The following is an 18,678-nucleotide window of genomic DNA, read 5'->3' on the forward strand; positions in this document are numbered from 1 at the left end:
GCTATTTATATAGAAACTGTTTTTTAATGCAAGCACTGATAAGCTATAAGCTATGCAAACAACTCATTTAACTGAAACCCGTTTTTCCGAGCTTCCTCTGCATGAGGATGTGGTCAAGGCATTGTCTGCCGCTAACTTCCAACATTGTACTCCTATTCAGGCACTGAGTCTGCCGCCCATGCTCGAAGGCAAAGATGTTGCCGGGCAGGCCCAAACCGGAACCGGCAAGACTATCGCATTTTTGGCTGCCACCTTCCATCATTTGCTAAATAATCGTCAGCAACAAACCAAGCAGCCGCGGGCCATCATTATGGCACCTACGCGCGAGCTGGCGGTGCAGATCTATAATGATGCGGAATTACTCAGCAAGCATACCGGTATCACGCTGGGCCTGATTTATGGTGGTGAAGGCTATCAGAGCCAAAAAGAAGTACTGGAAAAAGGCGTCGATATCATTATCGGTACCACCGGGCGCATCATCGATTACTACAAGCAGAATATCTTCAGCCTGGAGCATATTCAGGTTTGTGTACTGGATGAAGCGGACCGTATGTTTGACCTGGGCTTTATCAAAGATATTCGCTATCTCCTCAGGCGTATGCCGGCCGCCAGTGAGCGACTCAGTATGTTGTTTTCTGCCACTTTGTCGATGCGCGTGCAGGAACTGGCCTATGAACACATGAACAACCCGGTGCATGTGGAAATTGAACCGCAGCAAATGACCGCCAGTCGTGTTCAGGAAGAGCTTTTTTACCCTTCAAACGAAGATAAAATGCTGCTATTGCTGACGTTGCTTGAAGAAGAGTGGCCGGAAAAAGCCATTGTGTTTGCTAATACCAAGCATTGCTGTGAAAACATTTTTGATTGGCTGCAAGCAGACGGACACCGTGTGGGTTTGCTCAGCGGCGATGTACCGCAGAAAAAGCGTCTTCAGATTATGAATCAGTTCAGTGAAGGCAAGCTGGATGTGTTGGTAGCCACCGATGTGGCAGCCCGTGGGCTGCACATCGAAAAAGTGACCCATGTGTTCAACTACGATTTACCAGACGATGCTGAAGATTACGTGCATCGTATTGGGCGCACTGGCCGTGCAGGGAAAAGCGGTCACGCCATCAGTTTTGCCTGTGAGAAGTATGCGCTGAATTTGCCAGCGATCGAGGATTATATTCGTCACTCTATACCGGTGACCGACTACTTCCATGACGCACTGTTGGATGATGTCACTCCGCCCAAACGCCAGTATAAAAAGCGTATGCAAAGTGGTAAAAATCTCAGTAAAGGTAAGCCCAGAGGCAGAAACCAACGTAACAGATGAGTAACGACACACTCACCAGCCATCCACTGCCAGGCCAGTACTACGCCGCAGTGGATCTGGGCTCCAATAGCTTTCACCTTGTCGTCGTGCGCGTCACCGATGGTTGTGTACATATCGTAGGTAAGGTAAAGCAAAAAGTGCGTTTGGCTGCAGGGCTCGACCCGTCGATGCAGCTGGATGAACTGAGTATGGAGCGTGGCTGGAAATGCCTGGAGACCTTTGCCGAGCGTTTGCAGGATATTCCCCCCTCGAATATTCGGATTGTGGCCACCGCCACACTCAGGTTAGCGCGCAACGCCAGTGCATTTCTGGAGAAGGCGGAGCAGATTCTGGGGCATGCGATTGATGTCATCAGCGGTGAAGAAGAGGCCCGGCAGATTTATCTTGGTGTGGCTTACACCTCTGCTAATCAGGGTAATTCACTGGTGATTGATATCGGTGGTGCCAGTACTGAGGTGGTCGTAGGAAGAGATTTTACGCCACTCAAATTAGCCAGCCTCAATATGGGCTGTGTCACCTTTATGGAACGGTATTTTACCCAGGGCACCCTTGCTGCACAGAATTTCGAAGCGGCCATGCAGGTTGCCAGGGAACACATTAGCGCCATATCGGAAGAATATAAAAGCTTCAACTGGCGTCAGTGCCTTGGCGCATCTGGCACCCCTCAGGCGGTGACAGAGATCATGGTGGCGCAAGGCATCAATGACAATATTCGACTGAGTTATTTACAGGATCTGATGCAGCAATGCATCGCCTGTGGCCACCTCGATAGCCTCGATATTGAGGGCCTCAGTGACGCCAGACGCGCCGTATTTCCAAGTGGTTTAGCCATTCTTCGCGTATTGTTTGAAGAGCTGGGGATTGAGCAAATGCAAATCTCTGGCGGGGCGCTGCGTGAGGGCCTGATTTACGGCATGCTGGAGAATATTCATCATCATGATATCCGTCTACAGACACTCGACTCACTGATAGCCCGTTTTCACATCGAGGAAGAACAGGCGCACAGGGTGACAGAAACCGCGCTGGCACTGTACCGCCAGTTGCCGCAAACGGATGTATTTTGTCAGATGGATGCCGAGGGCATACTCCTGGCTGCTGCCAAATTACATGAGATTGGGCTGCATATTGATTACAGACTCAGTCATCAGCATGGCAGCTATATTCTCAGTCATGTCTCGATGCCGGGTTATACCCGGTTGCAGAAAGATGCCGTGCGGGATCTTATTCTCTGTCATCGCCAGGATGTGAATCTAAAACCCTTTAGTCTTTACCAGCATGATGTGGCGGAAGTACTGAAGTTACTGTGCCGCTTACTGCGCATTGCCTTTGTGTTATCAATTCGTCGCAAAAACAATCTGTTACCGGCAATAGAGCTGCAATTAGAAGAGCAGGTTGTCAACCTGACGTTTCCCAAGGGATGGCTCAAATCCCATCCACTGCTGGACGCTGAATTGGCCAATGAGCGCTGGCTACAGCACCGGGTGGGCTGGATACTGAACATTGAATAAGACATATTGTCGAAGGAGCAAGTTGCCTTGCTCCTTCTGTTATCTTATCGCTGTAGAAGTTGTGCGGCCTGCTTGGCGAAGTAAGTGAGAATGCCATCAGCCCCCGCGCGTTTAAAGGCCAGCAATGACTCCAGAATCACCTCATCTTCTGCCAGCCAGCCATTGGCAAAAGCGGCTTTGTGCATGGCATATTCACCACTGACCTGATAAGCAAAGGTGGGCACTCGGAACGTCTGTTTACAGCGCTGCACAATGTCCAGATAAGGCATGCCGGGTTTCACCATAACCATGTCCGCCCCTTCTTCAATATCCAGCGCTATTTCACGCAGGGCTTCATCGGAATTGGCTGGATCCATTTGATAGCTTTTCTTATTGCCACCCTGAATATTGCCCGCAGATCCCACTGCATCTCGGAAGGGGCCGTAATAGCTCGACGCATACTTGGCTGAGTAGGCCATAATACAGGTATTCTGGTACCCCTGTTGTTCAAGCGCCTGACGAATACGACCAATACGGCCGTCCATCATATCTGAGGGCGCGACAATATCGGCACCGGCTTCGGCATGGGACAGTGCCTGTTTTACCAACACGTCGCAGGTACTGTCATTGCTGACATAACCGCTGTCATCCAGCAGACCGTCCTGCCCATGGGAGGTGAAGGGATCGAGCGCTACATCGGAGATTACGCCTATTTCGGGAACAAATTCTTTGAGGGCACGAATCGCTTTTTGTGCCAGACCGTCAGGGTTAAAGGCTTCGCTGCCACAATCGGTCTTCAGATCAGCCGGGGTAACCGGAAACAGGGCAATGGCCGGAATGCCCAGCTTTACCAGTTCTTGTGCTTCCTGAATCAGTAAATCAATGGAGAGGCGCTCGATACCGGGCATTGAATCTACGCTCTCGCGGCGATTTTTCCCCTCAAGTACAAACATCGGATAGATCAGATCAGCAACGCTAAGCCTGGATTCCGCTACAAGGTCACGGGTATAAGGGTTTTTGCGTAAACGGCGCAATCGGGTATGCGGATAACTGGACAAAATTTACTCCTGTGACTGATTGGGAATGAACTGACAGACGCGGTTTCGGCCCTGTTCTTTGGCCTGATAGAGCGCCTGATCGGCCTGGGATAGCAGCGTGTTATCCTCCAGCGACGAGGCCGCCATGGCACTGACAAAGCCGATACTGACGGTTAAACTGACATCACCGGAGGCGGTGTCAACGGGTGATTGCTGGATTTGCTCGCGAATATGCTCAAGCAGCGTCCTGGCACCTTGCTCATCGGTATTAGGAAGCAATAAAGCAAACTCTTCGCCTCCGTATCGACAGACATCATCGGCGGGACGTTTGAGCAGGGACTTAATTTTTCCGGCTACGGCTTTAATGCACTCATCTCCGACCAGATGGCCCAGGTTGTCGTTGGTTTTCTTGAAATGATCGATATCGATCATGGCAACGGTCAGGGTTGTCTGTTCTCGTCGGCTACGGCGAATTTCAGCCAGGTAGCGCTTATCAAAGTAGCGTCTGTTACGAATGCCGGTAAGGGAATCCATGGTGTTGCGCTCTTCCAGTTCCTGATTTTTTTCCGATAATTCTCTTAGCGTAATTTCCAGCTCAAGGGTGCGCTCCTGAACTTTGTATTCCAGTTCCTGCTGAGCCTGGTGCTCTGCTTCCCTTAATTCTCGTTCTTTCTCAAGTGCCTGCTGCTGAGCATCAAAGGCATGCTGGCGTTGCTGGTTGTAACTGACAGCCAGTACCAGCGCCAGTAGCACGGTTTCTACCGAGGCGCCGGCAATTAGCAGATAGTGGGAGTTGATATCCAGACTGATCAGGTTAAGGTTTTCCAGACTGGCGATCATGGCGGTAAGCAGTAAGGTGGTCCAGGCGATGGTATAAATGCGCGCAATGGCCACCCCACGGCGCCACAGCCAGATACCCAGACCACAAATAAATAACACTTCCAGAATCAAGAGTAACAGGAAGGTCTTGATCATCAGCCAGTAGGGCAGGACCAGGCTGGATACAAACAGTCCGAGAAAAACCAGGGCGGATATTTTTAATAACCGGTCGATAAACTGGCTGTGTCGATATACCTCCAGTAACTCGCGACTGAAGATCACCGCAAAAAACATGGTGGCATTGGCAAACAAGACCACACTGCGGCCTTGTAGCCAGATATTTTCTGGCCACAGGTATTTGTATCCGATGCCGTGCAGCGTCAACAACGTGAGTCCAAGAAAGAGTACATAGCCACAATAGTAAAGAAAATTGATTGAACGGGTAGTCAGAAAAAAGAAGAAGTTGCTCAATCCCATAGCCGCCAGGAAACCAAAAAATATTCCCAGCATCAGGCCATGTTCCCCGCCATGAACTAAATACTCTTCCATATCCCACAGGCGCAGCGGCAGTTTCAGCGAGCCACTGCTCTGCACCCTTATGTAAACGGTAATCGGCCCATCGGCTTCGGGAATGGGGAAAAGAAACTTTTCGCTGGCAATGGTGCGACTGCGAAAAGGCAGGCTGTCTCCGGTGCTGTAGTCACTGAGCAGCGCACTTTCCTGCATAAACCAGATCTGTAGATCGTCCAGCAGGGCATAGTCCACTTCCAGCAACCACCTGTGGCGTTGATCCAGCCGAGGCAGATTAAAGCGAAACCAGATGGGATCACTGTGCATGCCATAGGACAGCAGCTGATGTTGTTCGGTTTGCCAGTCAATATCTTCATTTTTGAGCAGTTCGTCCAGTGTGGGGGCGTTCCCTGGAGCGCGAAAAACCTCGACGCCACGGCCAATTTCCTGCTGAGGCTGAGTGGCGTTTACTGTCTGAAGCATGTGAAAGGCGATATACAGACCAACCACTAACGCTGACATTGCGATCAGCCAGAGCCAGCGAGCCTCAAGACGTTTTTCGCTAAGTCCGGCCATGTTCGGTATCGGTGCTGATATTAAATAAGGCCTGTGCATTTTCGGTGCTCATCTGCGCAATCTGCTCAAGGGGCAGATCACGTAAGTCGCACAGCACAGAGGCGATATGCGGCAACGAGGCGGGTTCATTGCGAGAGGATTTTGGACGCAGTGTTTTGGGAAATAAAAAGGGTGCATCAGTTTCCAGCAACAACCGGTTCAGCGGCAGTGATGTGATCGCTTCGCGCAGATCTTTACCACGCTTCGGATCACACAGCCATCCGGTAATGCCGATATGCAGGTCGAGTTCCAGGTATCCTTCCATTTGCTCACGGTTGCCGGTAAAGCAATGGGCTACCCCGCCAGCCAGACTGTTGCGGTAACGCTTAAGCAGGACAAGCTGCTGTGCAAAGGCGTCACGCTCGTGCAGAAAAACCGGCAGTTGTAATTCTGCAGCCAGCTCCAGTTGCTGTTCAAACACTCTCAGTTGAGAGGATTTGGCCGAATAATTGCGGTTAAAGTCTAAGCCACACTCACCGATGGCCAGTACCCGAGGGTGTGATGCAAGCTCATGCAGCTGTTGCACGAAGTCTGTACTGACTGAATCCGCATCATGGGGATGAACGCCAGCGGTGCTGAACTGTTGGAATCGCTCGGCAAGGGCCAGGGCCTCACGGCTTTCATTTTCACTGGTCCCCGTAATCAACATATCACTGACGCCATTTTGCTGCGCTCTTTGCAGCACGGCTTCAAGGTCTTCAGCAAACCTGCTGTTGGTCAGATTAACGCCGATATCAAACCAGTTCATATCATTGGATACGCTTCACCCGCATTCTGCGCTTGGATTCTTCTGAGCCCAGAAAGAATGCTCCCAGAAAACCTTTTTCAATATAAATCTGTCCATCCGGGAAATAATAATCCTGGGAGTCGGTTTGCTCCCAAATGTGCCCATTGGTCAGTTCCACTATCCATTTTCCGCGAGCATTGCGGCGTTTTTCTGACACCGTGACCAGAATTTTATCTTCGGAAATCACTTCATTGCGTTTGGGCAGACCAAATTCTTCCATCTGCTCGGCGGCGCTGGCAGGTTGCTCAGTGCTGCGGCCGGCTGTGGCAGGTGCTCGCGGTACCTGTGCTGACTGCGGTAAGGGAGAGTTTTCGAATTGACGCAGATCTTTACTGAGCCGATCGTAGCAAACCAGTCGTTTCAGGCTGTTCTCTTCCTGACTGCATTGTTGCATTGCATCGGCCAGGGTATCTGCCTGCGCCAAACCGGCCAGCAAAAGGGCGGGTAGTATTGAGCATGCTAATTTTTTCATTATGTATCCTGAGACTCCGTTTCTTCGTTTTCTTCATTGCGGCGCTGATACAGACTACCAGCCAACAGCCCAAACTCATACAGTAACCACATGGGAACAGCGAGCAAGGTCTGTGAAATGATATCTGGTGGTGTCAGCAGCATACCGATGACAAATACCCCGACAATCACATAGGGGCGCTTTTCCCGCAATTTTTGAGGGGTTGTCATACCGGTCCAGCAGGTCAGTATAATGGCGACCGGAATTTGAAATGACAGGCCAAAGGCAAAAAACAGCTTTAACACAAAATCCAGGTAGCTGCTGATATCCGTGCTGATGGTGACGCCCTCTGGTGCCACCCGGGTGAAGAAGCCAAAAGCCAGGGGAAACACCACAAAATACGCAAAGGCAATACCCAGATAGAAGAGCAGGGTGCTGGAAACCAGCAAGGGGGCGATCAGACGTTTTTCGTTACGATACAGGCCCGGCGCCACAAACCCCCAAACCTGATAAAACACCACAGGGATGGCGATAAAGAAGGACAACACCATAGTCAGCTTAAAGGGCGCAAAAAAGGGTGAGGCCACATCCGTGGCGATCATCTGGGTGCCGCTAGGCATCACATCCAGCAATGGTGTGGCTAACAGGTGATAGAGATCCTGAGCAAAGTAGGCCAGACATAAAAAAACGGCCAATACCGCTAACAAGGCCTTGAGCAAGCGCCCCCGCAGTTCAACCAAATGGGTAAATAAAGACTGGGAATCTGACATCTATTCTTTTTTCTGATAGGGCTTTTTGACCGACTCTGCGGCACTGCGCAGTTCGTCGACAGACTTTTTAAGTTCGGGAGACAGGTTTTTCAGGTCCTGCTGTTCCGCTTTCTTAAGGTTGTCATGCAATTCCTGAATTTTCAGTTGCTGTTCAAGTTCCTGTTTGAAATTGCTGGCCATAGAACGCATACCGGACAATGCGCGACTGGTCGAACGAATTGCCCCCGGCAGGCGCTCAGGGCCCAACACCAGAAGGGCCACGATGCCGATGACCAGTAATTCCCAAAAGCCGATATCAAACATAGATTAATTGTCTTGTTTACGTTTTTCCGGCTGAGACTGTGCAGCGGGCTCACCTTTATTTTCCATCTTCTGCTGATCAAAGTCAGCATCGGCAGAATCGCTTTTGTCGGTATCAATTTCTTTTTTAAAGCCCTTAATGGCCGAACCCAGATCACTGCCTAATGTGCGCAATCGCTTGGTTCCGAATAACAAAAGGACAATGGCAAATATGATTAGTAGTTGCCACAGACTGATTCCACCCATAACCTGCTCCTGAAGTAAATTTTCTCCTATTATACGTAGCTTGACTAAAAGGTCACTGGATTTGATTATGCTGCTGAATCTGACCATGCTATGTAATCCAGTGGCTGTATTTTTTATTCAAAGGAAAGGTTTTTGTCCGGACTAAAAAGATCTGCCAGTCTGTTGTTGCTGGTCCTGACATATACGGGGCAGGTACATGCGGATGAACCCCAGGTTCAGCCCGATAGCGCCTGGCTGGATAGTGTGCAGGACAATGTGTCCTCTTCCATTGATGCCACGGTGAGGTGGTTCGATAGTTTTTTTATTGATGAGACTCAGCCCCTGAATGAGGCCGCTAAAGCGGAGGCCAGAATTCGCCTGGGCTGGGAGCCTCGCACTCGCGACCTGATGGAGTTCGAGAGCCGTTTCCGAATTCGGGTAAAGTTACCCAATATGAAGCACCAGACGGATCTGATCTTCTCTGATTATGATGAAGACGAGCAGGGCACCGACATCAAGGCGGCTCGCAATGATACTATCGATAATCGCAATCGCTTCAGTATGGCCCTGCGCTTCACCGCCAAAAAAACAGAAGATCTGAATATTTCACACCGAATCGGAGTGGGCAGGAAGCTACAGCCCTATGTGAAGTCTGAAATCCGCAAAACCTTCGGTCTTTCTGAAGTCAGCAACCTTCATCTGGAAGGTTCGGTTTATTACTACACACAGGACAGGTTCGGCAGCCGTCTCAGGGCCCAGTATAGCTATCAGCTCGATAGCGAGAACCTGCTTCGCTTCGATAACAATTTCTATTACCGGGACAAGGAAAATGATTGGATCTGGCAGCATGGACTGCACCGTTATCAGCAAGTGGACGAGCGCACCGGTTTAATCTATGGGCTGTTTGTCGAAGGAACCACTCAGCCTGATTATCGGGCTGAGGAGTTCCTGCTCAGTGCCCGTTGGCGTCGCAATGCAATGCGCGAATGGTTGTTCTTCGAACTCGAGCCGTTTGTGCTGTGGGGTCGGGACGAGGAATTTGATCCCTCTTATGGCCTGGCCATCAGGGTAGAAGGCTATTTTGGCGAGTTGAACTGAGAAGCTTTCAAAGGGGTCAGTTTTCAACCATCAGCTCTGAGGGTGTCATTACCGCATGTCGTTGGCGTCAATCCAGTGCCTTTCAGGGGAGTAAAAGTTCATTTTCGTCAGTTCCGCGGTTACAAACCCCGTATTCCGCTTCGCTTTATACGGGCTATGGTTCTGAAGACTGATAGTCTGAAAACTTTTCTGACGCCAAGTTCCCTCAATGTTGCGGCAATATTATCGTTCTGTGTCTCACCACTCATTGCGGCTTACTGCTGATCAGCCAGCCACGCATGAAACTGAACATTCCAAGTCCGGCCATTGCCACACCATACCAGCCACTCACAGGATAAAGAGGGAGCAGAGTTCCTGTCACGATCAGCGTGCTACCGAGTAACTGATACCTGCGGCTGCGGTGTTGCTGATGTTGCTGTTGCTGCAATGCACTGATCCATTGCTGTTGCTGCTGTGGCAAATGCTTCAGCTGTTTGAGGGTATCGAATAACAGGTCAGGCACTTCCGGCATTTTTTCTGACCAGTACGGCAGGTTTGCGCGGACTTTTTTAAACAGCGCTTTTGCGCCGATTTGCTCCTGCATCCAGTTTTCCAGAAAGGGCTTGGCAGTCTGCCACAGGTCGAGCTGTGGATAGAGTTGCCGCCCCAGCCCCTCAATATAAAGCAGGGTCTTTTGCAGCAAGACTAATTGAGGTTGTACCTGCATATTAAACTTACGTGCGGTATTAAACAGTTGCAATAACACGATGCCAAAGCTGATATCGGCCAGCGGTTTTTGAAATATGGGCTCGCATACAGTGCGCACAGCCACTTCGAATTCTTCCAGATCTGTATCTGCGGGTACCCAACCAGAATCCACATGGAGTTCTGCCACTTTGCGGTAGTCACGGTTAAAAAAGGCGACGAAATTTTCAGCCAGATAGCGCTTATCCTCCCGGTTGAGGGTGCCCACAATGCCAAAGTCGATGCCGATATATTGGGGATCTGCAGGATTGTCCGTGGCCACAAAAATGTTGCCCGGGTGCATGTCTGCATGAAAAAAGCTGTCGCGGAATACCTGAGTGAAAAAGACTTCGACTCCGCGCTCGGCGAGTTTTTTCATATCGGTTCCCTGCGCATGCAGGGCTTCGATATCAGCAACCGGAATACCATGGATGCGTTCCATAACCATGACGTTCTTACGGCAAAAATCGCTGTAAATATGGGGAATATACAAGGAACGGGAATCTTCGAAATTGCGCTTTAACTGAATGCCGTTGGAGGCTTCCTGTAACAGATTCAGTTCCTCGAGAATGGTTTTCTCATATTCTTTTACCACTTCTACCGGGCGCAGCCTTTTACCATCAGGCAGCCATCTCTGTACCAGTGCGGCCAGGGTGTACAGCAGTTCAATGTCGGCATGGATGGTTGCATCGATGCGGGGTCGAATCACTTTTACGACCACGTGTTCGCCGCCGGGTTTTAGTCGCGCAGTGTGTACCTGGGCGATGGAAGCAGAGGCAAGGGGATCGGTAGAAAATTCATCAAACAACTCGTCGATACGCTTCAGCCCCAGTGCCTTCTCAATGGTCTGACGGGCCAGGGTGCTGTCAAACGGCGGCACCTTGTCCTGCAGCAGTGTGAGCTCGTCTGCGATATCCGGCGGCAGCAGGTCGCGACGGGTTGATAGCATCTGACCAAATTTGATAAACACCGGTCCCAGAGATTGCAGTGCCAGACGAATCCGTTCGCCACGGGATTTGTCAGGGTATTTATTGCGCAGCCAGAAGGCAGTGTAACGTGCCCCTTTCGCATACCATGGCAGCCAGCGAGGCGGGATCAGTTCATCGAGACCATGTTGTAACAAGGTTTTTTTTATGGTGTACAGACGCATCAACTGCACGATTTATTTGCCTTTTCGTTGTTTGGGTCGCTGTTCAAGCTGCAGCAATCTGGCCTCAAAGCGGGCTACATCTGAACGCAGGTCATTCACCTGCTCGGAAAAATCTTCTACTGCCAGAGGATGTGCAGCCAGTTGCTTTTCATCCATAGCGACATCCTTGAGGATGTCGCCTAAACGTTGCAACTTTGCAGTTAGCCTATGATGCAATTGTCGTGCGGTACGGAATGACTGATGCGCAATGACATCGCCGGTGTAACGGGAGAGCTGCTCTTCCCAATCGATGTTGAGATCTTTGACCAGATTGCTGAAACTTTGTGCCGTATGCATATCCCCATTGAGGCTCAGTTCCTGCTGCTGAATAAGGTAACTGAGCTGGCTGATATCCTGCATTTTCTTTAAGGTGGCGATAGACAACACAATGGTGCAATCGGCCTGTTGCTCATCTGCCAGTACGTCCACCCGCTGCGAGAAAGCAAAGGTGAGCGGCCATGGCAGTTCGTGCAGTTTCACCTGTAAACGCTTGCCATTTAAGGGTAACAGGCGTTGCGGGCTGTCAGGGTCCAGAGACAACAGGTTATTGATGGCCATTTCTATGCCACCGGTGAGCAATTGCGGAGCAGGCATCGGCAGGACCTAGAACTTAAAGCCACGGTGCAGCGCGACGATGCCACCGGTCATATTGTGGTAGGTGACCTGTTCAAAACCGGCATTTTCCATCATGGCTTTGAGTGTCTCCTGGTCAGGGTGCATACGAATAGACTCCGCCAGATACTGATAGCTTTCGCTGTCGTTGGCGACCAGCTTGCCCATTTTGGGCAAAAGATGGAAGGAGTACAGATCATAGACTTTACTCAGGGCGTCAAACTCTGGCTTGGAGAACTCCAGTACCAGCAATCTGCCGCCGGGTTTCAGTACCCTTAGCATAGAAGCCAGTGCGGCATCTTTGTCGGTAACATTGCGCAGGCCAAAGGCGATGGTGATCAGATCAAAATGATTATCTGGGAAGGGCAGGCATTCGGCATTGGCCTGCACATAGTCGACATTTCCAAGAATACCTTTGTCGCGCAGTTTGTCGCGACCTACCCTGAGCATGGCATTGTTGATGTCGGCCAACACCACCTGCCCGTCTTTACCCACCAGGCGTGAAAATTTAGCCGCCAGATCGCCTGTACCACCGGCCAGATCCAGCACCTTCTGGCCTGGTCGCACTCCACTGCAGTCGATAGTAAAACGTTTCCACAGGCGATGAATGCCCATTGACATGAGATCGTTCATCACGTCGTATTTGGCCGCGACGGAGTGAAAGACCTCAGCCACCATGGTGGCTTTTTGTTGTTTGCCAACGGTCTTGAAGCCGAAATGGGTTTGATCGTCTGACTGCGGTTGTGACTGGCCTGGATCGCTCATGAATGCTCCTTAGATTGCTGAGCGCTAGTTTACCTGATTCACGGGCTTTTGACAGTGACCCTGTGATTTGAGCATACACTGGCACAAGAGAAGCGGGCGTGCAGAGTACAGGCCCTGATACCGGTTATGGGCTCGTTGTCAGATCACAGTGTTGTCGCCGCTACTCAATGCGATGATTTGACTGAGTTCTTGCAAAGAGCGGCCACTTTGCTGTTGCAGTTGATTGAATACCTGCTGAATCCTGTCGAGACTGCGTTTACTGGTGAGGCCCCCGTCGATGAGCTTGTGCTGACGGAAATAGGCCTCGACGTCGCGGCTGAGTAAAAAGGTGTCTTTGCCTAATGCTCTTAAGGCATAGGGGCCGGTATTGCCACCCAGGCGTTCGCCATGTTTTTTCAGCCAGGCCCACAATCCGGTAATATCCTCGCCTGGCCAGTCGGCCACAAAGTTACCGAAACTGCCGTGTTCACGACGGACGCTGTCAATCATCATGGCATTATCACGAATGGTGCGCACTTTTTTGTAGTTGCGGATAATGGCTGGATCAGCTGCCTTGCGCTCCAGCATCTCATCCGGCATCAGCAACACTTTGTCGATATTGAAACCAAAAAACAGTGACTCAAAGTTTGGCCATTTATTTTCCACTACCCGCCACACAAAGCCCGACTGGAAGATTTTTTTGCTGAATTCGGCCAGATAACGATCATCGCCCAATTTACGCAGTTGTTGTGGGCTTTTGGGTGAACCCAGTAAGGCTTCAAGTGCGCGCTCGCCCCCTTTGCGCTCGCAGGCGCGTTGATAGAGGGCATTGAAGGGTTCCGGTTTTGATATCTCAGTCATTTGTTGTCCTTAAACCCGATAGTATTCACCGCAGAGTCACAGAGTGCGCAGAGATATAATAATCTGAGTCGTCAGTTATCTGCCTCCAGCTATCAGCTTTGCAGACTGACAGCTGGGAACGGTTCTGGTGCTGTGGTGAATTCACTTTTTGTGGTGGCCAATACCCTATTCGGCAATACCACTATGACGCAGCAGCGCATCAATATTTGGCTCGCGCCCTCTGAAGGCCACAAATAACTCCATAGGCTCTCGACTGCCGCCCATCTCAAGAATGTTTTCCAGGAAGCTGCGACCCGTATCGGGATTAAATATCCCTTCCTCTTCGAAGCGTGAATAGGCATCAGATGACAGCACCTCTGCCCACTTATAGCTGTAATAACCTGCGGCATAGCCTCCGGCAAAAATATGACCAAAGCTATGCTGAAAACGGTTAAAGGAAGGCGGTGTGATAACGGCGACCTGGCTGCGCACCTGATCCAGAATATGCTGTATCTGGTCTTGCTTACCTGGCTGGTAATCTTTGTGCAAATGGAAATCAAACAGACTGAATTCAAGCTGGCGTACCATCTGCATGGCAGACTGGAAGTTTCGAGCCGCCAGCAGTTTATCCAGCAGATCTTTCGGCAAAGGTACTTCACTCTCATAATGACCGGAAATAAAGGCCAGGGCCTGTTCTTCCCAGCACCAGTTCTCAAGAAACTGACTCGGTAACTCCACTGCATCCCAGGGCACACCGTTAATGCCCGACACACCGCTGGCTCCGACCTGTGTAAGCATGTGATGCAATCCGTGACCAAACTCGTGGAACAGGGTGACCACTTCATCATGGGTAAACAGCGCCGGTTTATCGCCCACCGGGCCGTTAAAGTTGCAGGTCAGGTAGGCAACAGGATGCTGCAGGGCACCATCGGCACAATGACGGCGATCCAGGCACACATCCATCCATGCACCGCCGCGTTTGTGAGCTCGGGCAAAGAGATCCAGATAAAAGCTGCCGCGCAACGTGCCGGTACTGTCGTGAATATCAAAGAAACGCACGTCTTTATGCCAGGTATCAACGCCTTTACGCTCGGTAATGTCTATACCGTACAGACGTTTGACCACTTCAAACAAACCGCTGACCACTTTATGCTCGGGAAAATAGGGGCGAAGCTGCTCATCGGATATGGCGTAACGGGACTCTTTGAGCTTTTCACTGTAATAGGCCAGATCCCAGGCCTGAATATCCTGTTCGCCAAATTCCTTCGCCGCAAAGGCCTTCACCTCGGCCAGATCTTTTTCAGCCTGGGGCCTGGAGCGGGCCGCGAGGTCGTCTAAAAAGCCAATGACCTGCTGAGGGGTGTCGGCCATTTTGGTGGCCAGTGAGCGGTGCGCATAGGTATCAAAACCCAGTAACTGAGCCATCTCCTGGCGCAGGGTCAGGGTTTCTTCCATGATGCTGCTGTTGTCCCATTTGCCAGCATTGGGGCCCTGGTCTGATGCGCGAGTGCTGAAGGCGCGATACATTTCTTCGCGCAGCTGGCGGTTATCGGCGTACATCATCACGGGCAGGTAACTGGGAATATCCAGCGTGAACAACCACCCTTGCAGATCTTTTTGTCTGGCCGCCTGTGCAGCCGCATCCAGAGCGGACTCGGGTAAACCGGCTAAATCCGCTTGATCTGTTATATGCTTGTTCCAGCCTAAGGTGGCATCCATCAGGTTGTTGCTGAACTTTGAAGACAGGTCAGACAGACGGCTCTGAATCTCACCAAAGCGCTTCTTTTTCTCTTCGGGCAGGGCGACACCAGATAGTTCGAAATCCCGCAGCGTGTTGTCGATGACTTTCTGCTGAGGCTCAGAGAGCTGTGTATAATCAGCGCTGTCTTTGATGGACTTATAGGCCTGATACAAACCTTCATGCTGACCCACCCAGGTGCTGTAATCGGAGAGTAATGGCAAGCAGGCATCATGAGCCTCGCGCAGGGCATCATTGCTGACGACCGAGTTCATATGAGATATCGGTGACCACAGTCGACTGAGCCGATCATCTGCCTCATCCAACGGCATCACCAGGTTGTCCCAGGTAAATTTCGACTGAGTAACCAGACGCTCAATTTCTGCCTTGCAGTGTGTAATAGCCTGTTCTACCTGCGGTTTGATTTGTTCTGGCTTGATGTCGGAAAAACGGGGTAATTCCTGCACGGCCTTGGCGCTTGATGTCATAGTGTTCTCGTCGATTAACTGATAGCTACAAGATAAGGCTGTACGCGCGAAACTCAATAGCAGATCGTCGATTTACACTGCGTTTGTCACTGGCAAGCGACCAAAATAACACCCGTACAGGGAGCTTTGGCTCCCTGTACGGCCAGAGCAACTCCTATTTATCCTTTAGCCAATTTCAATGCGTTTGCTTCCTGTCGCACTGTCTGCAGGTCTGGGCACCATGACGGTGAGCACGCCGTTATCGTAACTGGCTCTGACCTGAGTGTTGTCGTTAACAGAAAAGGGCAAAGGTATGACCCTTCGGAATGAGCCATAAGATCGTTCAATCAGGTGGTAACCTTTGTCTTCCTTATCTTCCTGCTTAAAGTGTTTTTCTCCCTGAATCAGTAACTGGTCATTATGAATTTCCAGTTTAATGTCATTCTTATCCATTCCGGGCAGATCCACTTTCACTTCAAGGGCCTCCTTTGTTTCTGCGATGTCTATGGCCGGACGTAACCACTTGGTTGTCTGGTCCTGAGGCCAATCCCGGAAAAAATCATCAAACACATTATCAATGCGACTACGTAATGACGTCACTGTGTCCGGTCTTGGGTTGCCAAATAGGCTGGGAAAAAAGCTCATGATCATCTCCTTGTTTGCGGGTAAGCAGAAATGGAATAGTCCACTGCCGCCGAACTGACAAGGCACAGATGTGTGTTGTTTGCTCTGGATCAAAAATGTTCAAAAAATCATCACGTGTTGATTGTGGGGGAAAGAAAACATCCCCATCTCCTGTCATTTACGCGGACACATGCCGAGTCGCAAGGGAACAGGATTGCTGGCACAATCGAACCAACATAGCAGGCTAGGAGAAATTATCATGAAAGAATTTGATTATATATGTATCGGTGGTGGCAGCGGTGGTATCGCATCGGCGAACCGCGCCGCCAGTCATGGCGCCAGAGTGGCGCTGATTGAAGCGAAGAAGATCGGCGGCACCTGCGTCAATGTGGGTTGTGTGCCTAAAAAAGCCATGTGGTTTGGCGCTCAGGTTGCCGAAGCGATCAAGCTTTATGGGCCAGACTATGGCTTTGATGTGAGTCTCAATCAGTTCAGCTGGCAGACGTTGGTGGACAGCCGCGAAGCCTACATTAAGCGCATTCATGGCTCCTATGATCGCGTGCTGGGAAATAACGGGATCACTCGTATCGAGGGCTTTGCCCGTTTTGTTGACGCCCATACCATTGAGGTAGATGGTGAAAGATATCGTGCCGATCACATTCTAATAGCCACAGGAGGTCAGCCTGTCTGGCCTGATGTGCCCGGAGCCGAGCATGGCATTGATTCGGATGGCTTTTTTGCATTGAACGAGCAGCCAGAACGTGTGCTGGTAGTCGGTGCAGGGTATATTGCTGTGGAACTGGCTGGTGTGCTGCATGCGCTGGGCAGTGACACCCATCTGGCCGTGCGTCATGATAAGCCATTGCGTAATTTCGATGAGATGATTTCCGATACGTTGGTGGAACTGATGGCGAATGAGGGACCGACTCTGCATACCCACTCAGAGGTGGCTGAGGTTGAAAAACAATCAAATGGCTGTCTTAAGGTCACGTTTAAAACCGGCAAGTCAATGGAGGTCGACAGTCTGATCTGGGCCATCGGCCGTAAACCGTCTACTGCAGATTTGGGACTGGAAAAAGCCGGGGTTGTCTGTGATGAAAAGGGTTATGTTAAGGTCGACAAATACCAGAATACCACTGCCGAGGGTGTCTATGCGGTGGGGGATATTACTGGCCATGTTGAGTTGACGCCGGTGGCGGTTAAGGCCGGAAGATTATTGTCTGAGCGGTTGTTTAATCATCAGACGCACGCGCACATGGATTACAGCAACATTCCCACGGTTGTCTTCAGTCATCCTGTTATCGGCACCATCGGCCTTACCGAACAGCAGGCCATTGAAGAATATGGCGCCGACAATGTTCGGGTATATCGCTCTGCCTTTGCAGCGATGTATACGGCTCTGACCCGTCATCGTCAGCAAACCAAGATGAAGCTGATTTGCGCCGGTGATGACGAAAAAGTGGTGGGCTTACATGGTATCGGAATGGGTATGGACGAGATTCTGCAAGGTTTTGGCGTGGCTATAAAAATGGGCGCTACCAAGGCTGACTTTGACGCCTGTGTGGCCATTCACCCCACCAGTGCAGAAGAGTTTGTGACCATGCGTTAAGGGTTATCAAAAGCCCGAATCAAAACGGGCTGCTTTTGGGCGACTTGGTCTTATTCAGACAGCGGATGGTCAAAGGCATGACAGGGTGATAGACGCTAAACCTTCAGTCTTTCAGACGCTTGCTATAGTACACCACGTCCATGTCGCCCAAGGGGTCCTGATGCAGGGCCTTTTTAATAAAGCCCATGCCCAGTTTACGCATGATATTGATGGAGCCCTGGTTGTCCTCTACGGCAATGGCGCTGATTGCGTGAATATTGGCATCATGGCCTGCAATGACCTCGCTGATATGCTGCGCGGCTTCGGTGGCATAGCCTTTGCCCCAGGAGCATTGTTTGAAGCGCCAGCCCAGCTCCAGATCAGTGTCATCGCGGTTGTCATCAAAAAAATGCATGGGTCTGACCAGAACCCAGCCAATGAACTGGTTATCCTCTTTGATGTTCACCTGCCATAGGCCCCAGCCTTTTTGTGGGTTGCGGTAGCTGAGCATACGCGGAATAAAGGTATTGTTTACGGCCTCCCTGCTGGTGGTTTTGCCGTGCGTAATGAACTGCATCACGGCGGGATCCTGGTCCAGCTCAAACAACAAATCGCCATCATGTTCATCCATCAGACGATAACTCAGTCGGGCTGAATCGTGAATCTGCATAGTCTGTTTCCTCATGAGTTTAAGTAAGGGGGCTGGTCAGTAACACGGCGATAACAAAGGTTGGCTATT

The 18,678-nt window shown here is 50.7% G+C and carries 18 protein-coding genes; 4 read left to right on the forward strand and 14 right to left on the reverse strand.

Features of this window, described 5'->3' with window-relative positions; genetic code table 11:
- Window positions 1-52: 52 nt before the first annotated feature.
- Both rhlB and CCY32_RS12700 read left to right on the forward strand, forming a co-directional pair.
- Window positions 53-1,315, forward strand: coding sequence for an ATP-dependent RNA helicase RhlB (gene rhlB, locus CCY32_RS12695; RefSeq protein ID WP_088331267.1), 1,263 nt, complete (start codon window positions 53-55; stop codon window positions 1,313-1,315).
- Window positions 1,312-2,823 carry a guanosine-5'-triphosphate,3'-diphosphate pyrophosphatase gene (locus tag CCY32_RS12700; RefSeq protein WP_088331268.1) on the forward strand — a complete coding sequence of 504 codons (1,512 nt, stop codon included), beginning with the start codon at window positions 1,312-1,314 and terminating at the stop codon, window positions 2,821-2,823. Before rhlB ends, CCY32_RS12700 begins: the two co-directional genes overlap by 4 nt.
- A gap of 44 nt (window positions 2,824-2,867) precedes the next feature.
- Here the strand turns inward: CCY32_RS12700 and hemB are convergent, their stop codons facing one another.
- From hemB to tatA, 7 genes are read right to left on the reverse strand one after another with little or no spacing between them, the layout of a single operon-like run.
- Window positions 2,868-3,863 (reverse strand): porphobilinogen synthase, encoded by a 996-nt coding sequence (hemB, locus tag CCY32_RS12705; RefSeq protein WP_088331269.1) that lies wholly within the window; start codon window positions 3,861-3,863, stop codon window positions 2,868-2,870.
- The gene (locus CCY32_RS12710; RefSeq protein WP_168171515.1) at window positions 3,864-5,744 is read right to left on the reverse strand and encodes a diguanylate cyclase; all 1,881 of its coding nucleotides are present in this window, start codon (window positions 5,742-5,744) and stop codon (window positions 3,864-3,866) included.
- Complete coding sequence (locus CCY32_RS12715; protein ID WP_088331271.1) at window positions 5,731-6,531, reverse strand: TatD family hydrolase; 801 nt, start codon at window positions 6,529-6,531, stop codon at window positions 5,731-5,733. The genes CCY32_RS12710 and CCY32_RS12715 overlap by 14 nt, the downstream gene beginning before the upstream one ends.
- Window position 6,532: 1 nt before the next feature.
- The gene (locus tag CCY32_RS12720) at window positions 6,533-7,042 is read right to left on the reverse strand and encodes a hypothetical protein (RefSeq protein ID WP_088331272.1); all 510 of its coding nucleotides are present in this window, start codon (window positions 7,040-7,042) and stop codon (window positions 6,533-6,535) included.
- Window positions 7,042-7,791, reverse strand: coding sequence for a twin-arginine translocase subunit TatC (gene tatC, locus CCY32_RS12725; RefSeq protein ID WP_088331273.1), 750 nt, complete (start codon window positions 7,789-7,791; stop codon window positions 7,042-7,044). Before tatC ends, CCY32_RS12720 begins: the two co-directional genes overlap by 1 nt.
- Window positions 7,792-8,094, reverse strand: a complete 303-nt coding sequence (gene tatB / locus CCY32_RS12730) for a Sec-independent protein translocase protein TatB (protein WP_088331275.1) — start codon at window positions 8,092-8,094, stop codon at window positions 7,792-7,794.
- A 3-nt stretch (window positions 8,095-8,097) separates the two neighbouring features.
- A complete protein-coding gene (gene tatA / locus CCY32_RS12735; protein WP_088331471.1) occupies window positions 8,098-8,337 on the reverse strand; it encodes a twin-arginine translocase TatA/TatE family subunit in 240 nt (79 codons plus the stop codon).
- A gap of 132 nt (window positions 8,338-8,469) precedes the next feature.
- On the opposite strand from tatA, the gene CCY32_RS12740 reads away from it, so the two are divergent.
- Entirely contained in the window at window positions 8,470-9,414 is a 945-nt protein-coding gene (locus tag CCY32_RS12740) for a hypothetical protein (protein WP_088331277.1), read from the forward strand.
- Between the two features lie 244 nt (window positions 9,415-9,658).
- Here the strand turns inward: CCY32_RS12740 and ubiB are convergent, their stop codons facing one another.
- The 6 genes from ubiB to CCY32_RS12770 all read right to left on the reverse strand — a co-directional run bounded on the left by ubiB (window position 9,659) and on the right by CCY32_RS12770 (window position 16,372).
- On the reverse strand, window positions 9,659-11,296 hold the full coding sequence (gene ubiB / locus CCY32_RS12745) for a ubiquinone biosynthesis regulatory protein kinase UbiB (RefSeq protein ID WP_088331279.1): 1,638 nt from the start codon (window positions 11,294-11,296) through the stop codon (window positions 9,659-9,661).
- A 3-nt stretch (window positions 11,297-11,299) separates the two neighbouring features.
- Window positions 11,300-11,920 carry an SCP2 sterol-binding domain-containing protein gene (locus tag CCY32_RS12750; protein ID WP_088331281.1) on the reverse strand — a complete coding sequence of 207 codons (621 nt, stop codon included), beginning with the start codon at window positions 11,918-11,920 and terminating at the stop codon, window positions 11,300-11,302.
- Window positions 11,921-11,929: 9 nt separating this feature from the next.
- Window positions 11,930-12,703, reverse strand: coding sequence for a bifunctional demethylmenaquinone methyltransferase/2-methoxy-6-polyprenyl-1,4-benzoquinol methylase UbiE (gene ubiE / locus CCY32_RS12755; protein WP_088331283.1), 774 nt, complete (start codon window positions 12,701-12,703; stop codon window positions 11,930-11,932).
- Between the two features lie 138 nt (window positions 12,704-12,841).
- Window positions 12,842-13,543, reverse strand: a complete 702-nt coding sequence (locus tag CCY32_RS12760) for a DNA-3-methyladenine glycosylase I (RefSeq protein ID WP_088331285.1) — start codon at window positions 13,541-13,543, stop codon at window positions 12,842-12,844.
- Between the two features lie 165 nt (window positions 13,544-13,708).
- Entirely contained in the window at window positions 13,709-15,748 is a 2,040-nt protein-coding gene (gene prlC, locus CCY32_RS12765; protein ID WP_088331287.1) for an oligopeptidase A, read from the reverse strand.
- A 165-nt stretch (window positions 15,749-15,913) separates the two neighbouring features.
- The gene (locus tag CCY32_RS12770; RefSeq protein WP_168171516.1) at window positions 15,914-16,372 is read right to left on the reverse strand and encodes an Hsp20/alpha crystallin family protein; all 459 of its coding nucleotides are present in this window, start codon (window positions 16,370-16,372) and stop codon (window positions 15,914-15,916) included.
- Between the two features lie 238 nt (window positions 16,373-16,610).
- Here CCY32_RS12770 and gorA point away from each other — a divergent pair, with 238 nt between their 5' ends.
- Window positions 16,611-17,960: a glutathione-disulfide reductase gene (gorA, locus tag CCY32_RS12775; RefSeq protein WP_088331291.1), complete on the forward strand. Its 1,350-nt coding sequence runs from the start codon at window positions 16,611-16,613 to the stop codon at window positions 17,958-17,960.
- A gap of 103 nt (window positions 17,961-18,063) precedes the next feature.
- On the opposite strand, the gene CCY32_RS12780 is transcribed toward gorA, so the two are convergent.
- Window positions 18,064-18,609 carry a GNAT family N-acetyltransferase gene (locus CCY32_RS12780; protein WP_088331293.1) on the reverse strand — a complete coding sequence of 182 codons (546 nt, stop codon included), beginning with the start codon at window positions 18,607-18,609 and terminating at the stop codon, window positions 18,064-18,066.
- Window positions 18,610-18,678: the final 69 nt, after the last annotated feature.

Origin of the sequence: Lacimicrobium sp. SS2-24, assembly GCF_002201535.1 — a bacterium.
Classification (GTDB): Bacteria; Pseudomonadota; Gammaproteobacteria; order Enterobacterales; family Alteromonadaceae; genus Lacimicrobium.